Annotated in this window: 21 protein-coding genes and 1 riboswitch; of the genes, 6 read left to right on the top strand and 15 right to left on the bottom strand. The window is 47.6% G+C overall.

The window, feature by feature from the left end; genetic code table 11:
* Positions 1-28 precede the first annotated feature (28 nt).
* The 6 genes from M1E06_RS07345 to M1E06_RS07320 all read right to left on the bottom strand — a co-directional run bounded on the left by M1E06_RS07345 (position 29) and on the right by M1E06_RS07320 (position 6,479).
* A complete protein-coding gene (locus tag M1E06_RS07345; RefSeq protein ID WP_020452353.1) occupies positions 29-856 on the bottom strand; it encodes a PTS system mannose/fructose/sorbose family transporter subunit IID in 828 nt (275 codons plus the stop codon).
* A gap of 21 nt (positions 857-877) precedes the next feature.
* Entirely contained in the window at positions 878-1,681 is an 804-nt protein-coding gene (locus tag M1E06_RS07340; RefSeq protein ID WP_020452354.1) for a PTS mannose/fructose/sorbose transporter subunit IIC, read from the bottom strand.
* Positions 1,682-1,699: 18 nt separating this feature from the next.
* Complete coding sequence (locus tag M1E06_RS07335) at positions 1,700-2,191, bottom strand: mannose/fructose/sorbose PTS transporter subunit IIB (RefSeq protein ID WP_023855343.1); 492 nt, start codon at positions 2,189-2,191, stop codon at positions 1,700-1,702.
* Positions 2,191-2,628: a mannose/fructose/sorbose PTS transporter subunit IIA gene (locus M1E06_RS07330; RefSeq protein WP_020452356.1), complete on the bottom strand. Its 438-nt coding sequence runs from the start codon at positions 2,626-2,628 to the stop codon at positions 2,191-2,193. The genes M1E06_RS07335 and M1E06_RS07330 overlap by 1 nt, the downstream gene beginning before the upstream one ends.
* Before the next feature lie 200 nt (positions 2,629-2,828).
* On the bottom strand, positions 2,829-5,615 hold the full coding sequence (locus M1E06_RS07325; protein ID WP_216904353.1) for a sigma 54-interacting transcriptional regulator: 2,787 nt from the start codon (positions 5,613-5,615) through the stop codon (positions 2,829-2,831).
* Positions 5,616-6,020: 405 nt separating this feature from the next.
* The gene (locus M1E06_RS07320) at positions 6,021-6,479 is read right to left on the bottom strand and encodes a hypothetical protein (RefSeq protein ID WP_043054414.1); all 459 of its coding nucleotides are present in this window, start codon (positions 6,477-6,479) and stop codon (positions 6,021-6,023) included.
* Between the two features lie 120 nt (positions 6,480-6,599).
* Between M1E06_RS07320 and M1E06_RS07315 the strand changes: the two genes are divergently transcribed.
* Positions 6,600-6,860: a YrhK family protein gene (locus tag M1E06_RS07315; RefSeq protein WP_023855347.1), complete on the top strand. Its 261-nt coding sequence runs from the start codon at positions 6,600-6,602 to the stop codon at positions 6,858-6,860.
* Between the two features lie 82 nt (positions 6,861-6,942).
* Here M1E06_RS07315 and catA read toward each other — a convergent pair whose 3' ends face one another.
* On the bottom strand, positions 6,943-7,593 hold the full coding sequence (gene catA, locus M1E06_RS07310; protein ID WP_020452359.1) for a type A chloramphenicol O-acetyltransferase: 651 nt from the start codon (positions 7,591-7,593) through the stop codon (positions 6,943-6,945).
* 217 nt (positions 7,594-7,810) lie between these two features.
* On the opposite strand from catA, the gene M1E06_RS07305 reads away from it, so the two are divergent.
* Together M1E06_RS07305 and M1E06_RS07300 are read left to right on the top strand one after the other, a co-directional pair.
* The gene (locus tag M1E06_RS07305; RefSeq protein ID WP_020452360.1) at positions 7,811-8,371 is read left to right on the top strand and encodes a bifunctional transcriptional activator/DNA repair enzyme AdaA; all 561 of its coding nucleotides are present in this window, start codon (positions 7,811-7,813) and stop codon (positions 8,369-8,371) included.
* A 4-nt stretch (positions 8,372-8,375) separates the two neighbouring features.
* Positions 8,376-8,945 carry a methylated-DNA--[protein]-cysteine S-methyltransferase gene (locus M1E06_RS07300; protein WP_039072884.1) on the top strand — a complete coding sequence of 190 codons (570 nt, stop codon included), beginning with the start codon at positions 8,376-8,378 and terminating at the stop codon, positions 8,943-8,945.
* Here M1E06_RS07300 and kdpDN read toward each other — a convergent pair.
* The 7 genes from kdpDN to M1E06_RS07265 all read right to left on the bottom strand — a co-directional run bounded on the left by kdpDN (position 8,918) and on the right by M1E06_RS07265 (position 17,287).
* Positions 8,918-10,066 (bottom strand): KdpD-like non-kinase potassium sensor, encoded by a 1,149-nt coding sequence (gene kdpDN / locus M1E06_RS07295; RefSeq protein WP_216904356.1) that lies wholly within the window; start codon positions 10,064-10,066, stop codon positions 8,918-8,920. The genes M1E06_RS07300 and kdpDN overlap by 28 nt on opposite strands.
* 69 nt (positions 10,067-10,135) lie before the next feature.
* Complete coding sequence (gene kdpC, locus M1E06_RS07290; protein WP_020452363.1) at positions 10,136-10,696, bottom strand: potassium-transporting ATPase subunit KdpC; 561 nt, start codon at positions 10,694-10,696, stop codon at positions 10,136-10,138.
* A gap of 12 nt (positions 10,697-10,708) precedes the next feature.
* Positions 10,709-12,715, bottom strand: a complete 2,007-nt coding sequence (gene kdpB / locus M1E06_RS07285) for a potassium-transporting ATPase subunit KdpB (protein ID WP_023855353.1) — start codon at positions 12,713-12,715, stop codon at positions 10,709-10,711.
* A gap of 79 nt (positions 12,716-12,794) precedes the next feature.
* Entirely contained in the window at positions 12,795-14,462 is a 1,668-nt protein-coding gene (gene kdpA / locus M1E06_RS07280) for a potassium-transporting ATPase subunit KdpA (RefSeq protein WP_391509924.1), read from the bottom strand.
* A gap of 31 nt (positions 14,463-14,493) precedes the next feature.
* The gene (kdpF, locus tag M1E06_RS07275) at positions 14,494-14,541 is read right to left on the bottom strand and encodes a K(+)-transporting ATPase subunit F (RefSeq protein ID WP_409333860.1); all 48 of its coding nucleotides are present in this window, start codon (positions 14,539-14,541) and stop codon (positions 14,494-14,496) included.
* 254 nt (positions 14,542-14,795) lie between these two features.
* Positions 14,796-14,938: riboswitch (cyclic di-AMP (ydaO/yuaA leader) on the bottom strand.
* 252 nt (positions 14,939-15,190) lie between these two features.
* The gene (locus tag M1E06_RS07270) at positions 15,191-16,036 is read right to left on the bottom strand and encodes an aldo/keto reductase (RefSeq protein WP_023855356.1); all 846 of its coding nucleotides are present in this window, start codon (positions 16,034-16,036) and stop codon (positions 15,191-15,193) included.
* Positions 16,037-16,066: 30 nt separating this feature from the next.
* Entirely contained in the window at positions 16,067-17,287 is a 1,221-nt protein-coding gene (locus M1E06_RS07265) for an MFS transporter (protein ID WP_025811076.1), read from the bottom strand.
* A gap of 157 nt (positions 17,288-17,444) precedes the next feature.
* On the opposite strand from M1E06_RS07265, the gene M1E06_RS07260 reads away from it, so the two are divergent.
* Both M1E06_RS07260 and M1E06_RS07255 read left to right on the top strand, forming a co-directional pair.
* On the top strand, positions 17,445-17,822 hold the full coding sequence (locus tag M1E06_RS07260) for a winged helix-turn-helix transcriptional regulator (protein WP_020452368.1): 378 nt from the start codon (positions 17,445-17,447) through the stop codon (positions 17,820-17,822).
* 19 nt (positions 17,823-17,841) lie between these two features.
* The gene (locus M1E06_RS07255) at positions 17,842-18,507 is read left to right on the top strand and encodes a peptidase E (RefSeq protein WP_020452369.1); all 666 of its coding nucleotides are present in this window, start codon (positions 17,842-17,844) and stop codon (positions 18,505-18,507) included.
* Between the two features lie 302 nt (positions 18,508-18,809).
* On the opposite strand, the gene M1E06_RS07250 is transcribed toward M1E06_RS07255, so the two are convergent.
* Positions 18,810-19,637 (bottom strand): uroporphyrinogen-III synthase, encoded by an 828-nt coding sequence (locus M1E06_RS07250; RefSeq protein WP_035338424.1) that lies wholly within the window; start codon positions 19,635-19,637, stop codon positions 18,810-18,812.
* 104 nt (positions 19,638-19,741) lie between these two features.
* On the opposite strand from M1E06_RS07250, the gene M1E06_RS07245 reads away from it, so the two are divergent.
* Positions 19,742-20,686: a cupin domain-containing protein gene (locus M1E06_RS07245; RefSeq protein ID WP_020452371.1), complete on the top strand. Its 945-nt coding sequence runs from the start codon at positions 19,742-19,744 to the stop codon at positions 20,684-20,686.
* Positions 20,687-20,696 lie beyond the last annotated feature (10 nt).

The following is a 20,696-nucleotide window of genomic DNA, read 5'->3' as shown; positions in this document are numbered from 1 at the left end:
AAGCTAAGAAAAGAACAACTAAATCATTTTATGCCAAAAAGCCAGCCCAATAGCCGACAATCCCGATGATAAAAATACCGAAAATCATGAGAAGAGGATTCACCCCTTTGCGAAGCATCCAGGCAGCGAGCAATGTCAATCCTAGAGGCAGTACCCCCGGCATGATGCTGTCTAAAATGTTTTGCACGGTCTGTACATCGACTTTGCCTGCATCATCTTTAATTCTCGACACGACGATCGGGATATTGATCGTCGTCCACTTGGAAACGAGCGCTCCCATCACAAACAGCCCGAGTATTGAAGCGCCTTCCGTCAGTTTCTGAATGCGGTTCCCGACCAAGTCCTGCAAAATTTCCATGCCTTTCACATAGCCGTACTTTAACCCGTAGTATTTTGTACTTAACCTGATCGCGTTGATTAAAAAGAAAAACAAAAGCGGGCCGGCGATGTTTCCGCTTAAAGCAAGCGACGCTCCCAAGGCTGCCAGAACGGGACGCAGCGTCCCCCAGAAAATCGGGTCGCCCACACCTGCCAACGGGCCCATTAAGCCGATTTTCATTCCATTAATCGCTTTGGCATCAATCTTTTTATTGTTGGCCATTTCTTCTTCCATCGCAGCGGTCACGCCGAATATCGGCGCTGTCAGCCACGGATGCGTATTAAACCATTCCAAGTGGCGCTGGAGCGCTTCGCTCCGTTTCGCTCCCGGACCGTACAATTTTTTGATCGCCGGAATCATGACGTAGCAGTAGCCGAGCGCCTGTACACGCTCAAAGTTAAATGATCCGAGCAAAAAGTTTGAGCGGATAAACATACTGAAAATCTCTTTCTTCGTTAACCTTTTTTCTGTGCTCATTATTCGTCCCTCCTTCAATAGTTAAGCATCCAGATCATCGTCATCATCATATGCAGCCACGCTGCTGTCACTGGCGGCAGCCACCGCCCCCTGCGCATGATTTTTTTGCATCACTTGCTGATATAAAAATGCCAGACAAAGCCCGAGGGCACCGAAGCCGACTAAATTGAAATCGGTAAACGCGGCCAGCAAAAAACCGATATAGAAAAACGGCTTCAAATACGGAATGTTCATCATGTTGATGACCATCGCATATCCGACAACAACGATAATCCCCCCGCCTATTTGCAAACCTTTTGTGATGACGTCCGGAATATTTCCCAAAAACGCCTGAACAGCGCTGACACTGATCAGAGCCACAATCAATGTCGGAATCATAACGCGCAGCGCCTGAAACGCCATGGCGGTAATATGCATGATTTCAATTCCTTTAAAATTGCCATCCTTTGCGTATTTGTCGGCACGGTGAATTAAAAATACGGTGATCGTCCTGACGAAAATCGTCAGCGCCTGACCCGCAGCAGCCAAAGCCACCGCGACGGCAATCCCTTCACCGACTCCCTGATCGGCGGTAATCACTAAAATGGTCGAAATCACGGAAGCGATAGCCGTATCGGGGGCCATTGCAAGACCGACGTTCATCCAGCCAAGCGCCATCAGCTCCAGCGTTCCGCCGAGAATGATGCCTGTTTTCAGATCCCCGAGAACCAGGCCGACCAACGTGCAGGCAATCAGCGGACGGTGTGTCTGCCCTTCGTCCAATACACTACCGATACCTGTTATAGCTGCAATGACGAGCAGCAAAATAATTTGAATCGTTGACATGGCTTTAGAACCCTCCTTCTAGGATTTTATTGCGTTTCTTAAAATCTGCATAAAGTCTTCGCTCGAATCTGACGGCAGCTGCCTCAGTTCCAGCTTCACGCCCAATCCGTGCAATTGTTCAAACGATTTGATGTCCTTTTCAGTCACGCTTACCGATTTCGTGATTTGCCTGCGGTTATTCTCGAAGCGCATCCCGCCGACATTGACTGTTTCGATCGGAACACCTGCTTCGATTAAAGAAACAATGTCGCCCGGATTTTCGAATAACAGCATTGCCGTCGTATCTTCGTACCGCGGACTGTGAAACGCTTTGGCCATTTTGGAGATCGAAACGGCGCTGGCTTTCACATTTGAAGGTGCGACAGAAAGGATCAGCGTTTTTCTCATTTCGTCCTGCGCCACCTCATCAGAGACGACGATAATGCGGTCAGCAGCGTGGATTTTAATCCATCTTGTTAATACTTGGCCGTGAATAAAGCGGTCATCAATTCTTGCTAAAACGATTTTCATTACAATTCATCCTCTCTTCCCTGATTAGACTGACTGAATTTTTCCAATTGCTCGCTGCAGATTTGGAAGCATTCCCGGCTCATCTTTTTCAACTGGTTCAGCAGTTGTTTGAGCGGCATATGCTCCCTCAAGCTCAATGCCTCTAACAAAATCGGCAGGTTCACGCCGGCTGCCATATCGAATCTCCGCTCCTTCGCGATGTAAGGAGTCGCTGCGTTGTATGGCGTCCCGCCGAAAATATCCACTAAAAAAAGCACCTCGTGTTCCTCCGGAATGTCCTTCAGCGTCTGATGATATTTTTCTTGCAGTGTCTGAATGCCTTCCCCTTTCAGAAACGGCACCGCGATCAGGCTGTCTTCTTCTCCGAATATCATCCCTGAAGATTCTTTTAATGCTGTGGGAAAGTTTCCGTGGCCGCTGATAATGACTGTAATCATGTACATTGCTCCTTTCTTTTTTCGTTCGCTTATTTATAATGCAAGGATCGTGCCAACAAAGTTGTATTAAGCGCTTTCACTGCATCTCAAGACGAATGATTTTCAAGTTTGAAACACATTCAAGCATAAAAATAAACCTGTATTAAAATGGGATTCCACTTAATACAGGTTTACCTGAAAAAATCGCTCATGGAAAACAGCTATAACTCTTCAGAAAAGATGGTCGCGATAAATATTTTTTCATCTTCGCTGATCGCGAGTCCAAGCTTTTCTTCGTAAGGCTTTAATGTTTTCTCTGTGATGTGAAGAACGTTTTGAAGCTGATCATTCATTTCTTCTTCCTCAGGAAAAGCGATCGGATTCTGTTTGATCACCCTTTCAAAAGCAAAAGCGGTATGCATGATGACTTTGATCAGCACCGCGTTGCTGAATGTGATGCGCAGTTCGTCTTGAACCGTCTGAAGCCACTCCAACAGCATGTCTATCATATGATAGGGATTCAAAAAGACAAGATATTTTTTCAGGCTGTCTTCGCACAGCTCCTTCACCACCACATTTTCACCGGATAATCCGCCGCTCGCAGGGACATTGCCGTTTCCAATCACTTGCTGAATCACTTTTTCTCCTTCGCCTTCAATCAATACTTCTAAAGGCACGTGCGGAGCATCGATTTTAGGATTCTTCGTGCCCACCGTGGCAAGGATCTCATACGTTTTTTCAATTTCTTTCATGCGGCTTGCTAATTTGATCGATGACACCGACAAAATGCTGATTTGTTCATCTGATGTCCTGCTCACGATTGCTGTTAAGATCTCTTCGAGCTTTTTCGCCGTTCCGCCGCCTGTCGTGCAAATGGAGACGATCGCCTTCTTTTTGCCTGAGACCCGCGGTTTATCGGCCCATAAATCGATGAAATCCTTTGTAACCGAATCATAGATGGCGTGCAAATTCAAATTCAAATAATTCACCTTGCGGACAGCATCAAGCACCATCGATGTCGTAACATTGCTGATCGTTTTTATTTTTACGCCCGTTTGTTGTTCGAGCCTTGTTTCCAGCATCGCAAGCGATCCCATGTCGACAAGCATTAATACGCCTTCTCCTTCATCAACCTGCTTCACTTTCTCCGCCAGACTGCTTACGATTTCCGCAGGTGAAACGGTCAAAGGCATATCAACCGCAGCAATCGGGGTGCTCCCCAGCAGTTCAGTGGCTACTTCAACCATAGAGCTCGCCGTGCTGTTTCCATGGGCCGCCACGACAATGCCCGTCCTTTTGTTTTCTTTCCATGATTTAATCGACTGAATCAGCATCGTCAAGTAGATGACTTCGATTTCCGGAACGGTTACTTTAAAATACGCTTGAATTTTATCTTTGAAAATCAGTGCGACCTCATATTCTTTCACATGGGTTTCCCTGATTTCATCTGTTTCCTGCGGGTTTAAAACATCAATCTGTTTTCCGCGCTTTAAAAATGCGGCGATGTGCATGCTCAGGAAATAGATGAATTTACGGTCGAATTTGCAGTCTAACTCATGTTCAGCGACTTCCTTTAATTCTTTCGTCATCTGAATCACGTCGTCTTCAACGAATTTGAGCAAGCTGTGGTTTTGAAGCATTTTCTGATTAAAAAAGCTTCTGACGTGCAAATGAATATCCGTTAAAATATATTGATTGATTTGTTTTTTTGTTAAGCCTTCTTTATTCAGGATTTTCGCTTTTTCTTCTATGACATGGTATAAGTTAAATGAGTCATCGATTTTCGTTGTATCATCTTCCACAATCGGAGAGATGATCGTTGTAATGTTGACGTATTCAGAAATCATTTTGCTCCGTTCGATATTTTTGCTGCTGGACATCCAGTCCTGTTTGATCTCATCGGGAAGATCCCGGACGGTCAGTTCAACAACCTCGTCTTTGTCAAGGTTATTTAAAAATCCGTGCGCACAGACCAGCTGCACATTTGATTTCAGCTGCCCGACATTTCCGAATTTTGCAGAATGAATCAATGCATTATAGACGTCGATATGAACATTTAAGTTTTTCTTGATCCGCTCTGCTTCTTTCCCCAATAAAAACGTTGTCAGCTCCACTCTTTCTCCAAGGGACCGTTCATCGAGCGACGGAATATGTACGGTCATCGGAATTCTCCGTAAAAATGTCTTCAGCAATGCAGAACTCGGGTTTTCTGTTGTTGCGCAGATAAACAGGACTTTTGCCGTTCGCTTATGCTCTGTTTCACCAAGCCTGTTGTATGTGCCGCTGTCAATGAAATAAAACAGCATTTCCTGCCCCTCCGGCGGGAGACGATGAATTTCATCCATAAACAGAATGCCCCCGTCCGCCTGTTCGACTAATCCTGCTTTGTCTTCGCCGGCACCTGTAAACGACCCTTTTTTATGTCCGAACAATTGCGAGAGCAATAATTGAGGATTGTTATAATAATCGGCACAGTTGAATGTGATGAACGGGGAATCGGGCTTCAATATGTCCGAATAAACGGCGAACTGGTAGATCCGGTTCGCAAACAGCGATTTCCCCGAACCCGTCGGACCGAGCAGCAGCATGTGCAAGCCGTGCGGAGGATAAAAGACAGCCGCTTTTGCCTGAGAGATTGCCTTTTTCAAGCTCCCTTTAGCCCCGATCATGAGCTCGAGGGGATCGGCGGACACGTTGCGCGCCGGCTTTTTTTGGCCGTCAGCCAGCCGCTTCAGTTCTTCAACCTCCATCAACTCTGAGTTCCATTTGATGTTCAAGATGTTTTCAACGATTTCCACCGGGACATAGCGCACAGGGAACGTTTTAATCTTGATCACCTTTTTGGCACGAACGAGATTGTTTAATTCAAAGCTGACATTTGAACGCTCCATTTGCAGCTGACCGGCGATTTCTTGAGCCGAATTCCCTTGTATCCTTAAAAGCTGATGGATATTCGTTTCGCGAAAATTATCCAGCAGCTGATGGTAGATTTTATCTATTCTTTTCATATGTATCATCCTTTGTTCTCGATTGATCAGCAAAAAGGCGGCAAACTTCTTGAAGATTCAGAACTTTAAAGCCGAATCACGGGATAAAAAAAAGATCTTTTACAGATTGACAATCCTGACTCTCCTACTTTTATATCGATTTGTTCGTGCTCTCATGACACAGTCTGGTGTTTTTGCTTCATCAGCATCCACAGAAACACCCCACCCAAAGTAGCAGCTTGTCAATAGTGTATCATTATTGAGAAAATATTGGTGAAAACATCCTGTATTTTTCTCTAAATGTAAATGTTTTGTGAAAGCTCTGCTGATCAACGTTCACTTCGATACCATGTTGGCCGAACGACCGGCTGCCTTAACTTTCACAAAAAAGGCCGTTGACGGTTCAACGGCCTCTATCTTTATGATTCATCTCCCTTTGAAAATAAACGATTCCTTTAAAAGTCTGCCTTCGCTCCCTTTTTCCGTCCAAATCAAGTCCACTTCCAATTCGGTCGCATTCTCTGCCAATAGCAAATTCCGGTGCTTGACAGGGCTTCCGTCATTTAAGCTTTTGGCTAAAGAGACCGCATTGTCGTGAGGAATATTCCAAAGCGAAAATTTCGTTGAAGAATTGGGTTCATTCCGATAGAGATAAATTTCCGCCGAAGCTACATCGTGTCCAATGTTTTTGATTTCGACAGCATAAGTATGAAAGCTACCTTTTTCCGGCTTCGCCATTCCGTTTTTTGCTTCGGCTTTACCGATTTGAACTTCCCATTGTTTTGAAGCCTGTTTAACCGGCAATTCTTCAAACGTCAGCGCTTTCGTTTCAAATGTCGGAACAATCATGCCGAACAGGCACAATGCACATATGAATAGCCGCATATTTTTCACTCCTCGATGGTCGATGTCCCCATATGTTTTTCCTTATTCATAAATCCTATGCATACCGACGTTTCACTCCTGCTTCCGGCAGGGTAATAAAAGGACTGGAGGGATCAAGCAATGCCGCAAAACCACAATGATCGATACGAACTCTTTTTCAAAAAAAGATACAAAGTTCTTCATACATTAAACGATTTTCTTATCGGTCTTTTATTCCTTGTCGGGAGCTTCTGTTTTTTCTTCGAGGAACTGAAGCCGGCGGGAATATGGATGTTTGTGATCGGCAGCTTTCAGCTGTTAATCAGGCCGACGATCCGTTTGGTTCATGATTTTCATTACCGGAAGTTTGTTGAGAGCCGGCGTTCCAAATCCCGTGAGTAAATTTAAACAGCAGGGAGAGATGGTAGGAGACCCGCTAAGAAGTGCATATAAAAAAGGCCGAATCCTATCGGCCTTTCCTCTGTCACATAAGCCACTCCTCACAATCGGCGGCAAGCCGTTCCAACTCGTTCATAAAAGCGCCGGCATGATAGCCGTCACACACTGCATGGTGTACTTGCAGGGAAACCGGCAAAAATGTTTCACCGCCTTCTGAAAAGTATTTCCCGTTTGTAATAATCGGCAGCAAGTGTTCGCTGTTATCTAGGTTTAAATTAAAGTTTGTAAAGCGCACCCATGGAATAGAAGAAACTGAAAACGCATTGGGCGGGATGTCCGGCTTAGCCCATAAGCCCTTTTTGTCTCCAAAGCGCTCGGCATCCTGAAGATATTGACGATAAAACCGCGAGAAATCATTTGAGTATTCTGTCCAGAGGGCGGAAAACGTTTGGTCGTCCTGATGAAAAATCGTATAGCACGGGTGCATTTGTTCCCAATATCCCAGCTGTCCTTTGTCGTTAAAAGTTGTTCTAAACTCAGGACGCGAATGAATGGCCCTTGATACGATATAAATAAAAACCGGGTACAGCTTGATCTTCTTTTTCTTGAGCACGGCAAGCAAATTGGTCACATTGACGTTTGTCGTTATACTGAAAGAACATTTCGCTTCCTTCATGTAATGGTCAAAATAAGATTTTCTATACCAAGTGTCGAGATCGATTGTTTGAAAATTCATGTTTTACCTCCTAAAATATAGCTTTTTTATTTTAGGAGGCCTGCTTCTCTGATTTCGGCAATATTCTCACCTCATCCTGTATTGCAAATGAATTGTAGCGCGTTTCGGAGACGCAGGCAACCGTCCCTCTTCTTCTTTGTCTTCTTGCTGTGCCATTCCCCGCCTCTCCACCTCCGGCTGTCATTTAGGTTATACTGACATAGATCGGGGTGAAGATATGAACAGCAAATCACGATTGACGCCTGAAAGGTGGCGGGCGATTACGGAAAACGATTCCGCCTATGACGGAGTTTTTTATTACGCGGTCAAAACGACCGGGATATTTTGCCGCCCTTCCTGCAAATCGAGAGTTCCGCAAATCGAAAATGTGCAAATCTTTTTCAATGCAAAAGATGCTTTATCAGAAGGGTACCGCCCCTGCAAACGCTGCAATCCGGCCGGGATGCTGCTGCCGGATGAAGAGCTGGCACAGCGGGCGGTGCAAATCATCGAGGAATCTTATCGCGATCCGCTGTCTCTGCAAGCTTTGGCTGACAGGTGCCATATCAGCCCTTTTCATCTGCAGCGGACGTTTAAACGAATCAAAGGCGTCTCGCCGGCAGAATACATCCTGCAGAAAAGGATTGAGAAAGCATTCGTTTTGCTTGCCCATTCTGAACGAACGATCGCAGAAATCGCCTCAATGGTAGGCATCGGGAATGCGGATTATTTTGCCGCTTTGTTTAAAAAGAAAACAGGGCAATCACCGACGTCATACCGGCAAATGAAACGGAGGTAAACATATGGAAGATCAAATCGTATACTGGCGTACGCTGACTTGCCGCCGCTCGCAGATTCACATTGCGGCGACTGCCCGCGGGCTCTGTTTTACAGGGGCATGGAATCAAGGATTCGGTGAGCTGGCCGCTTGGGCTGAAAAAAGGTACGCACAGCCAGTTTTCATTCGGGATGACAAAGGATTGGCAGAATACGCCGAGCAGATTCAGGCGTATTTAAATGGCAAGCGGACTCATTTCAGCTTTCCTGTCGACCTTGCCGGAACGCCTTTTCAGCTGGCCGTGTGGCAGGCGCTCTCCGAAATTCCTTTCGGCAGCACGCGTTCCTATTCCGATATCGCCGGGCGTATACAAAAGCGGAACGCTGTCCGGGCCGTAGGTACGGCGATCGGCGCAAATCCGCTGTTAATGGTAGTGCCGTGCCATCGGGTTATCGGCAAAAACGGACAGCTCACGGGATACCGGGGAGGATTGGAGATGAAAAAAGAACTGCTGATACTGGAGGCCGCAGGCGCCGCTGAACATCCTTTAACAACGGCATCCCGATCTCAAGCTTTCTCATCCGAGACAATGTGAAGGTCGATTCCGTCTGTATGCCTCATAATGCTGTTGACAATCGAGCCTTTTCTGATTTCTTCCCATCGCGATCGGGCGGATTGGCCGAGCACGATTTGTGTAATGCCGTGCTGTTTCGCTGTATCAGTGATCGTTTCAGAAATGCGCCTTTTGTTTGAGTGTTTAAAAATGAATTCGGCGCCGAATTGTGCACAGAGCGTCTCCCATTGCCCGATTTTATCCCGTTCTGTCGGGGCCAGCTGCTCCTTTGACGTGCGCGACACGTTTAAAACGAGCAGATCGGCCTTCAGCCGGCTTGCGATTCTCCATCCGCGCCGTATCAGTTTTTCGGCATTTTTTCCGTGCTGGACGCACACCAAAATCTTTTCATTCGTTCCCCTCGGCCGGAGGCTGCCGTTCGTCCGCTCCAGACGATCATCCACATCATCTGCAACTTCTCGCAAGGCGAGCTCTCTCAACGCAGCTAAATTATTTTTCGTAAAAAAATGGGTTAAAGCCTGTTGTATCTTATGTTTTTCATATACCTTTCCTTCCTGAAGCCGCTTTTGCAATGTTTCCGGAGTGACGTCAATCAAGATGACTTCATTCGCCAATTCCAACACGCGGTCCGGGATCCGTTCTCTCACTTTCACCCCGGTGACGTGCTGAACGATATCATGGACGCTTTCGATATGCTGGATATTGACGGCGGACAGCACGTTGATGCCTTCCTGTAAAATATCTTCAACGTCCATGTACCGCTTTTCATTTTTCGAACCTGGCACATTGGTGTGAGCCAGTTCATCGACAAGCACAAGGTCTGGCTTCCGGTTAATAATCGCATCGACATCCATTTCTCCCATCGTTATCCCTTTATATGAAATGTTTCGTTTTGGAATGACTTCTAAACCTTTGACGAGTGCGGCCGTGTCTTTTCGATGATGCGTTTCGACAAGGCCGATCACGGCATCGATCCCTTCCCGCTTTAAATCGTGCGCTTCCTGGAGCATCCGATACGTTTTTCCGACTCCCGGCGCAGAACCGATATAAATGGTCCAATGCCCTCTTTTCGGCTGTTCAATTTCGGCCAGCAGCTCTCCCGGCGTCTTCCTTCGATAATCACGGGTGTTTTTTTTCCGCATTGCAGCATCTCCGTTTTCTCATCAAGTTTGTTTTTCCCGGTGTCGTATGATCAGACACCGGGCAGCATTCTACTTCAGTTTTTCTTTTAAATCGATATTGAGAAGCAGCACGTTGACGCGCGGTTCACTTAAGAAGTCGCTTTTGGTATGCTGATGAACAAGCTGCACAAGCTCTTTCTCCGGCAGTCCTGTCAGACGGCTGATTCTCGGAATTTGCGCCATCGCCCCGTCGGGACTGATATCAGGGTCTAATCCCGAAGCGGAGTTCGTGACTAAATCGACCGGCAGTTTACTGATAGGAACATCAGGGTTTTCCTCTTTCCACTTTTCAATCGATGCTTTCATCCGTTTCAGCAAATCGGGATTTGACGGCGCTTCGTTTGGGGATCCAGATCCTGCGGCATCATACTTGATGCTGGATTCCCTTCCTTGAAAGAGCCGCGGGTCTCTAAACCGCTGGCCAATGAGTTCAGAGCCGATCACATTCCCCTGCCGGTCATACACAAGACTTCCATTTGACTTTCCAGGCATGGCGGCCTGTGAAATCCCTGTCAGCGCGAGCGGATATCCAAGCCCGCAAACCAGCATTAACAGCAGGCTGATTCTGAAGATTACTCCGATTTCTTTCATGACGATTCCTCCTTACAACATAATCTGAAGCAGCATATCGATCAGCTTGATTCCGATGAAAGGGACGATGACGCCGCCGAGGCCATAGATCAATAAATTGCGGGCCAGCAAAGCATTTGAGCTCATCGGTTTATAAGCAATTCCTTTCATGGCTAAAGGCACAAGAAGCGGGATGATCAGCGCGTTAAATATCAGCGCAGATAAGATTGCTGAAATCGGCGAACCAAGCCTCATGATGTTCAGCGCGTTCATCTCGGGAATCGCCAGCATAAACATCGCCGGGATGATGGCAAAATATTTGGCGATATCGTTTGCGATGCTGAACGTAGTCAAGGCGCCGCGCGTCATAAGCAGCTGCTTTCCGATCGAGACGACTTCAATGATTTTTGTCGGATTCGAATCAAGGTCCACCATATTCGCTGCTTCCTTGGCAGCTGTTGTGCCGCTGTTCATGGCAAGCCCGACATCAGCCTGCGCAAGTGCGGGCGCGTCATTGGTTCCGTCGCCCGTCATGGCGACAAGCTTTCCTTCAGATTGTTCGCGCTTGATCACATTAATCTTGTCTTCGGGCTTGCTTTCGGCAATAAAGTCATCAACGCCCGCTTCCCTTGCGATCGTAGCGGCCGTTAACGGATTGTCGCCTGTGCACATCACCGTTTTGATCCCCATTTTGCGAAGCTCGGCAAAGCGCTCTTTCATGCCCGGTTTAACGGTGTCTTTTAAATAGATCAAACCGAAGATTGTTCCGTCTGCCGCTACAGCCAGCGGTGTTCCGCCTTCTTTCGAAATCCGTTCGCTTTCCAGATCGAGATTCGAAGGTATCGTTCCGCCATTGTTGATCACCCACTTTTTCACGGCATCGACAGCGCCTTTGCGAATGTGCCTTCCGTCGGGCAGGTTCACGCCGCTCATTCTCGTTTCCGCCTTGAATTCAATCGGTTCTCCTGCTTCAGCAACGGACGAGTCATAATGAATCGAGAGTTTATCAGCGAGTTCGATGACTGAGCGTCCTTCCGGTGTTTCGTCATGGATGGAGCCAAGCGCCGCATATTCACCAACGGTTTGAAGCGATTCATCTCCGACAGGAACAAATTCCCCGGCCATCCGGTTTCCAAAAGTGATCGTCCCTGTTTTATCAAGAACAATCGTGTTAATGTCGCCCGCAGCCTCGACAGCTTTCCCCGACATCGCCAGAACGTTGAAGCGGGTCACGCGATCCATTCCCGCAATCCCGATGGCTGACAGGAGCCCGCCGATCGTCGTCGGTATAAGACAGACAAGCAGGGCAATCAAGACGGCGGGATCAATTTGAAAACCGAGATAGGACGTGAAAAACGGGAGTGTCGCAACAACGATCAGAAAAATCAGCGTTAAGCTCGTTAAAACCGTATTCAACGCGATTTCATTCGGCGTTTTTTGCCTTTCAGCCCCTTCGACTAAAGCGATCATCTGATCGAGGAACGTTTCACCCGGATCACTCGTGATCTTGACTTTAATCGAATCGCTGACGACCCGGGTGCCTCCCGTAACAGAGCTGAAATCACCGCCTGCTTCCTTTATGACCGGAGCAGACTCTCCCGTGATGGCCGATTCGTCTACTGATGCGAGACCCGCGATGACTTCACCGTCGCCAGGTATCATTTCTCCCTGGGAGACGATGACGATGTCCCCCTTTCTAAGCTCGGCAGACGCTACCTTCTCAATGCGGTCATCCATTACTTTATTGGCCGAAACCCCTTTTTTCGTCTGTTTTAAAGAATCGGCCTGCGCCTTTCCTCTTCCTTCAGCCAGCGCTTCGGCGAAATTCGCGAATAACACGGTGATCAGCAAAATGAAAGAAACCGCCGGATTGAACCAGGGAGCCGCCGTACTGCCGAAAAACCGGGGAAACACGGAAAGCAGAACCGTTATGAAAAATCCAACTTCTACGACAAACATAATCGGATTTTTGATCATAGTTCGCGGATCTAATTTTAAAAAGGCATGTTTGACCGCATCTTTGATGATCGTGTCGTTCATCGTTTGCTTTGTTGTGTGAACGGCATCCGGTGTGGCCTGTTGACTGGAATGATGCAAATCGTTCATGAGTAAAGCCCCCTTATCGTAATGTTAAATATTCTGCGGCCGGTCCCAACACAAGCACCGGAAAGAATGTTAAAGCCCCGACGATCAGGATCGAAGCGATAAAAATCCCGCTGAACAGGCTTGAATCGGTGCGAAATGTTCCGATTGTTTCCGGAACGGTTTGCTTTTTCAAAAGTGACCCCGCAACTGCGAGCAGTGTGACAATTGAGAAATAACGGCCGATAAACATCACAATTCCCGTTGTTATATTCCAAAAAGGCGACGCGTCTCCGAGCCCTTCAAATCCTGAACCGTTATTCGCGGCTGAAGACGTATATTCGTATAAAATCTGGCTGATCCCGTGAAATCCGGGATTTGAAATTGCAGCCTGACCCGCTTGCGTCATGACGGCAAGCGCTGACGCCCCTAAGATTAACAAAGGATGAATCAGCAGAGTAACAGCTAAAAGCTTCATTTCATTTCCTTCAATTTTTTTGCCTAAAAACTCAGGCGTTCTTCCGACCATTAAACCCGACAGAAAAACCGCAACCATCGCGTATAGAAGCATGTTCATCAATCCGGCGCCTATTCCGCCAAACACCGTGTTCAGCATCATATTAAGCAATGCCAAAAGACCCGTTAGTGGCGTGAGCGTGTCGTGCATCGTATTGACAGCTCCTGTCTCGCTCGCGGTGGTAACCATCGCATAAAAAGCTGAATTCAATGTTCCAAAACGCACTTCCTTACCTTCCATGCTGCCTTCTGTGTGCTCGATTCCGAGCTGATTGATGACGGGATTGCCTTGCGATTCCGCCATGAAAGCTGCCCCGGCTGAAAGCAAAAACAAAAGACCTGCGGATACAAAAAGAATGCGGCCTTGCTTCAGATTCCCAACCATTTTCCCATACGTAAACGGCAGTGAGATGGTAATCAAGAGCATTAATAAAATTTGTATCGCATTGCTCCATCCATTCGGATTTTCAAATGGATGAGAAGAGTTGACGCCAAAATACCCCCCGCCGTTGTTCCCCAGCTCTTTGATGGATAAAAAGGACGCCACCGGCCCCCGAACAATGGACTGCTCACCTCCGCTCACCGTATGGGCTGTCACGGAACCGTCAAGCGTCTGCGGTACGCCTAGGGCGACGAAAACAAGCGACACCACAACTGTGATCGGCAGTAAAATCCGCGTGATCGAACGGACCAAATCGACAAAAAAGTTGCCGAACGGTTTCCCGGCGAGCCCCCGAATCATCGCAACCGCGGCTGCCAGCGCCGTAGCGGGAGCGGCAAACATTAAAAAGGTGATCGCAATCATCTGCGAAAGCATGGACAGACCGCTTTCGCCGCTGTAATGCTGCAAATTTGTATTCGTCATAAAACTGACTGCCGTATTAAAAGCCAGTGTAGGTTCCATTCCCGCGACCTTTTCAGGATTTAAAGGCAGTACACCCTGCAGACGAAAAACGAGATAAACGATGAAAATCATCGCCGTATTCGTGAGTACCAGCGCGGCGGCGTATTTCTTCCACGATTGGTTTTCTCCTTTTACTCCGCCCAGCTCAAGCAGCAAGCGTTCCGCCGGAAGGAAAAACCGGTCGATTTTGGACGGGGCGCCGTCAAATACCTTCGCTATGTAAAGCCCCATTGGTTTGGCTGCCAGCAATGCGGCAAGCAGGATAAAACAGATGGATATGAGCATCGTCATTTCAATACCCCCAATTTGTGTACAATTAAAATTTCTCAGGATTCAATAAAGCATAAGTCAAATAGACAAACATGGCGGCTGCTCCCGCTGCCAATAGCGCCATGGCAATCACTCCTTTCACATTTATGATTGATCAGCGGTTTTCCCCGCCCATCTCAGCAACAGAAACATCATCCCCGCTAAAAATGCGACAATGGCCAGCATCACGATATCCAGCACTCCGCTCACCTCCTTTCATGTTTTTTGCACGAAAAAAAGCCGCAAGAGAACAAACCTCTTACGGCTTTTTTGGGCACAGTTAAGAAACCGTGCTTTATGCACGTTTTTTGGTTCTCTTTAAACGCTTGCGAGGTTAGCTGTCGGATTCAGGTGCAAAGAGTCACCTTACCTTGAAAAGGATTCACCCCAAGTGGCAGCGCCACAAAAAATTGGTTCCCCCGCTTCCAATTGGAATTCAGCGGTTACGTTAATTGGAAATTTTATTCAGTTTTTTGATGAGATTTATATTACGCCCGTTCAATCATCGTGTAAAGTTTCATAAATGATCAAATTTCCTCGTTTATCAATTTTATAACCTTTTTTACACAGTTTATGACTTATTACCTTCTATTTTCTCTTAATATCTCGTTTTCTCTTTCATGTTATGGCTTTTACCTGTGAAAAACGGCGGATAAAAAATGTGTCGAAGCCCCGCTCGGAAATTCGAACGGGGCCGTTTTTTGTTAAAAGTCAAAGTTATCAGGATCAGGACCGACACGGGTGTTTTCATTCAGCCCGTCAATTTGCTTCATTTCCTCGAGGGTCAGTTCAAAATCAAATACGTCCGCGTTTTGGGCAATTCGCTCCGCTTTTGTCGACTTTGGAATGGTGATGACTCCGTTTTGCAAATCCCAGCGTAAAATGACTTGAGCAGGTGTCTTGCCGTGCTTGTCCGCGATATCTTTCAGCAGCGGGTGGCTGAGCAATTGGCCTTGCATCAGCGGCGACCATGCTTGAAGCTGGATGCTGTGCGAACGGCAAAACGCTTGCAGCTCTTTCTGCGTGAGCCGCGGGTGATACTCGACCTGGTCGATCACCGGTTTGACGGCGGCATCTTTCAGCAAGTCTTCCAGATGGTGAACGTGAAAATTGCTGACGCCGATTGCTTTTACGCGCCCTTGTTCATAAAGAGTTTCAAGGGCTTTCCACGCCGCTTTATAGCGCCCTTCAACAGGCCAGTGGATCAGGTATAAATCCAGGTAATCGAGCCCGAGCTTTTCGAGACTCGCTTCGTAGGCTGCAATCGTTTCGTCATAGCCTAAATCGTCATTCCAGACCTTTGACGTTACAAACAAGTCTTCTCTAGAAATTCCGGCTTCTTTCAACCCTTCGCGAATTCCTTGGCCAACCCCTTCTTCATTTCCGTAGATGGCTGCCGTATCGATACTGCGGTAGCCGTGCTTGATTGCCGTTTTTACGGCTTGCACCAGTTCGGGCCCTTCCTCTACTTTAAACACGCCTAGTCCAAACCAGGGCATGTCCGTCCCGTTATTCAATGTGATTCGATCTTGCAGATTTTTTGCCGTCATCTAATTGGCCTCCTCATATTTTTGTATACATCATGCGCAGTTTTTCTTTAAAGCTTGATTTTGTTTTTGGTCATTTCGTTCCAGCGCCCTGCTCCAGCCCGTCAGCGCGACGGCGCCGAGCACCATCAAAGCTCCGGCCCATGGAGTGTGAATCAAACCGATCGACTGTGTGATGGCGCCTCCTGTATAAGATCCGATCGCGATCCCGGCGTTGAATGCAGCGATATTGACAGCTGATGCGACATCTACCGCCCCCGGAACAAACCGTTCAGCCAGAATTACCACATAGGACTGGAGCCCGGGGACATTCATAAATGCTAAAAATCCCATCAGCATGATGACGATAAAGCCCGCTGCCTGATAAGGAGCAGCCGCCGTTAAGATGAGAAGCACAACCGCTTGGGCGATGAACATATAGAATAATGCAGTAAGCGGTTTTTGGTTGGCCGCTTTACCTCCGATGATATTTCCGAGCGCGACGGCAATGCCGTAAGCAAGCAAAATGACGGCAACAGCTTCCTGTTTAAAACCTGTCACATGCTGAAGCAGCGGGGATAAATACGTAAAGACAACAAATGTTCCTCCATAACCAAGCGCCGTAATGATGAATAAAAGCAGCAGACGGCCATTGGTTACAAGTTTCAATTGGCTCTTGAAAGACGTTCGGACGCCTTTCGGCAAATCGGCCGGAACAAGAAAGCTGTTGGCGATAAACGCCAGTGCGCCGACAGCGACGATCGCCGCAAAAGCAATCCGCCAGCCGAACAGCTGACCGAGGAACGTGCCGATGGGAACTCCGGTAATCATCGCAATCGTCAGACCGGTAAACATAATTGATATCGCTCCGGCTCTTTTATCCGCCGGGACCAGGCTTGCCGCAATCGTTGAACCGATTGACATAAATACGCCATGAGAAAACGCGGAAATCACGCGGGCGGTTAATAAAACACCGATGCTTCCGGCACATGCCGCAAGCCCGTTTCCGATCATAAAAATAATCATAATCACAAGCAACAGCGCTTTTCTCGGCATACTCGATGTGACAGACGTCAATACGGGTGCGCCGACTGTCACGCCCAAAGCGTATAACGATACAGTCAGCCCCGCGGTCGTCACTGAAATGTTCATGTCATCAGCAATTAAAGGCAGAAGCCCCACGCTGATGAATTCGGTTGTTCCGATGGCAAATGCGCTGGCCGCCAAGGCTAAAAGCGCTAATGTACTGCGTTTTTTATCATGAACAGAAGTCATTCTTTTTCCCCCTTTCGTTTTTAATGTATAGCAAATGTCTGCCGGCAAATGATATTATGGTACATATCATCTATAAAAAAAAGTACGCACTTTTAAGTGCGATAGGAACCAAAAAGTTAGATAGGTACTTTTCGGTTCCTATGGTTTGGAGGAGAACATGAAGCCGAAAAAGTACAATATATCTGTCGAAGCTACACTTGAAGTAATTGGAGGCAAATGGAAATGTGTGATTTTGTGCCATTTGACGCACGGCAAAAAACGCACGAGCGAGCTGAAGCGGCTGATGCCGAACATTACGCAGAAAATGCTGACCCAGCAGCTGCGCGAACTGGAGGAGGACGGCGTCATCAATCGGCTCGTGTACCAGCAGGTGCCGCCGAAGGTCGAATACGAACTCAGCGAATACGGATGGACGCTTAAAGACATATTGGATTCATTGTGCGCCTGGGGAGAAACACATATTACGAAAGTGTATGGAGACAAATTTGCCGTTTTGGAGGACAGCGTGCTGAATGAACAATTAAAGGAAACATAATAAATAGATGGAGGTCAGGATGGGAAAATGGTTTCTTTCCGGGGGCGGAGATGCGCACCAAACTGAACGGCTGGATCGACATTTTGCCGGGAGCCTCTGCCCGCATAAGCCTTTGTTGTATATTCCGATTGCCATGGACGCCGACAGGTATGATGAAGGCTTCGATTGGATCAGCCGGCTCTTTCACCCGCTCGGCGTTAAAAATATCGTGATGTGGACGGATGTCAAAGGCAAAACCGTGCACGATTTAGACGCATTTTCTGCCGTATATATTGGCGGAGGAAATACGTTTCGTCTGCTCAAACAATTCATTGAATCACATTTTATCGAGGTGTTAAAGCGCTATGCCGAAAGCGGCGGCGTCATTTACGGCGGAAGCGCAGGCGCCGTCATTCTCGGAAAGAACATCATGACTTGCTCTTATATGGACCGCAATGCTTGCGGATTGCGCGATTTTAACGGATTAAAGCTTCTGGGAGACTATGCGGTTTGGTGTCACTACAAGGTTGAACATGATCCGCTGATTAAAAGGTATAGGCATGCCTTTGACACTCCCGTCATCGCCTTGCCGGAAGAAACGGGAATCGCCGCAAGCATTTCAGACATCCGGGTCATCGGAACAAAGCCTGCCCGGATTTTTAATGAAGACGGCGCGGTATTCGTTTCAGATCAATTTGTTTTATAAAGCAAAAAACGCTTCGGCTCATCGGCGAAGCGTTTTTCTTGTTTTTGCGGCTGCAAGCCGTTTGACCAGGCTTTCCGTCAGAAAAAACACGGTGAGACTCAAACCCAGCAAAACAGAAAAATTTGACATCAACGGCTCACGATCAACATATTCAAAAGCATGATGCACAAAAAGTATCACAGCCCAGAAAATGATAGCCGCACGGCAAGCTGTGTCTGCGGCTTTTTTCCTTTTGGGTCTGCATACATGACAGCGCCTCCCAAGGAGACTCTCACGCCCCAATCTGCTGATTTCCTTCGCACTTACTGTGTTTTGATTTCCTCTTCCGTTTCATAAAACCGGGCCAGCTCCACAATCATCGCTCCCATTCGTTCGAGGCCGGGAGCGAGCAGGCGTTCAACTCCTTCTTCTCTTAAAGCTTCTGCCGTCACTTTTCCGACAGCGGCTGCCAACACGCTGTCTTGAAAAGATTGGACAATTTTCTCCGCAAAGCCGTTTTCTTTCGCAAAATGAAAAAGCGAGCGGACTTGGACGGCTGTTGTAAAGCAAACCGCATCCACTTCACGGTTGATGACCTCGCTGCACAATAAAGCGACGGTTTCCCGGTCCGGTGCAACATGGCGATACGGCAGAAGCGGAAAAACAGCTGCACCTTTCTCTTCCAAAAACTGAAGCAGTGACGGTGCGTTTTCGCCGTGAAGCTGTACCATCACCCGTTTCCCGGAAAAATCATGGGATTGAAGCGAGTCGATCAGTCCTTTGGTGGTGCCGTCTTCATCCGCCGCAACCGGCGTAATGCCGAGCTTTTTTAATGCGGCGATTGTTTTGTAGCCTCTCGATGCCGCCTTCGCCCCGCGGATCGCTTGTAAATAGCGCTCACCGATCCCCAGTTTATCAGCTAGGTTGACAAGCGTCTCCGTCCCGATTCCTGTCGTAAAAATCACCCAGTCGGCTCCCGTTTCAACAAAGGCTCGCAAATCAGGACCTACTTCTTTTTCGGCCAAAAACACGGTACCCTGAAGGGAACGTACGACGGGAACCCCGCCTTGCTTTTTGATTAATGTGCTCATTTCATCCGTTTTTCGCGATGCTCCGATGGCAATTCTTCTGCCGTTCAATCCTTTTCCCAATCCAATCCCTCTTTTCCGTATCTGTTTCTATCAATGTAATGGTTTACTATCATCTTCCAAATGAGATATGATTGAATTATCAAAAAATAACAGGAGGTTTTTCAATGCATTCTCAATTTGAAACCCGAGCCGAGCATTTGACGAAACATGCCCGTTTTTTCGAGTATACCACTGCCTCTGACCCGATTGGAAGCGGAATAATCAGTCCGATTCCTGTGAAAGAGTTCGGACCTGAATTGTATGAAACAGGTGAAACGCGGATCATCCCGCTGGACATCTCAGAAGAACTGAAGACGGAATATCCCGCTTCAAGCCCTTCCCTTCTCGCCCACTTCATCAAGATTCGTTCGGGCGACACGATTCACACCGCCCCCCGCGCGACAAGCGAACTATATTACATTGTCAGCGGCGCAGGGCGTACCGAAGCGGGCGAAGATACGATTCACTGGCAGAAAGGCGATTTTTTGACTTTGCCTGCCGGTTCAAGCAGCCAGCATACCGCAGCAGAAGATGCAGCCATTTATTACATCACCGATTCACCTCTCCTGCATTATTTGGGCGTAAAGCCGTCGGAATCCCGCTTTCAACCAACCATCTACACCGCTGAACAGGCAAAAGCAAAATTGGCTGAAGCGGCCGCCGCTCCTGACGCCCGTTTCCGAAACCGTATTTCCGTTCTTTTAAACAATGATATATTCGATCAAACGCTGACGATCACCCATGTATTGTGGGCGATGTTCGGCATCGTGCCTCCCGGCTCCAATCAAGCGCCCCACAGCCACAAGTCGGTGGCTCTCGATTTTGTCGCCTATGCCGCACCAGGGACGTACACATTAGTCGGAAGCAAAATCGATCCGGCCACAAAGGAAATCATCGATCCGAAACGGATTGACTGGGTAACCGGAAAAGCCTTCATTACACCGCCGGGATTATGGCATTCCCACCATAATGAGTCAGGTGAAGCGGCCTATATCATCCCCATCCAAGATGCGGGCCTGCAAACATACCTCCGGACACTGGATATTCAATTTCAGCATTATGAAAAATGAAAAAGCGGGA

The organism is Bacillus sp. AK124, assembly GCF_053903085.1.
The sequence above is the reverse complement of the archived record's forward strand: the minus strand, read 5'-3'. Positions and strand labels throughout refer to the sequence as shown.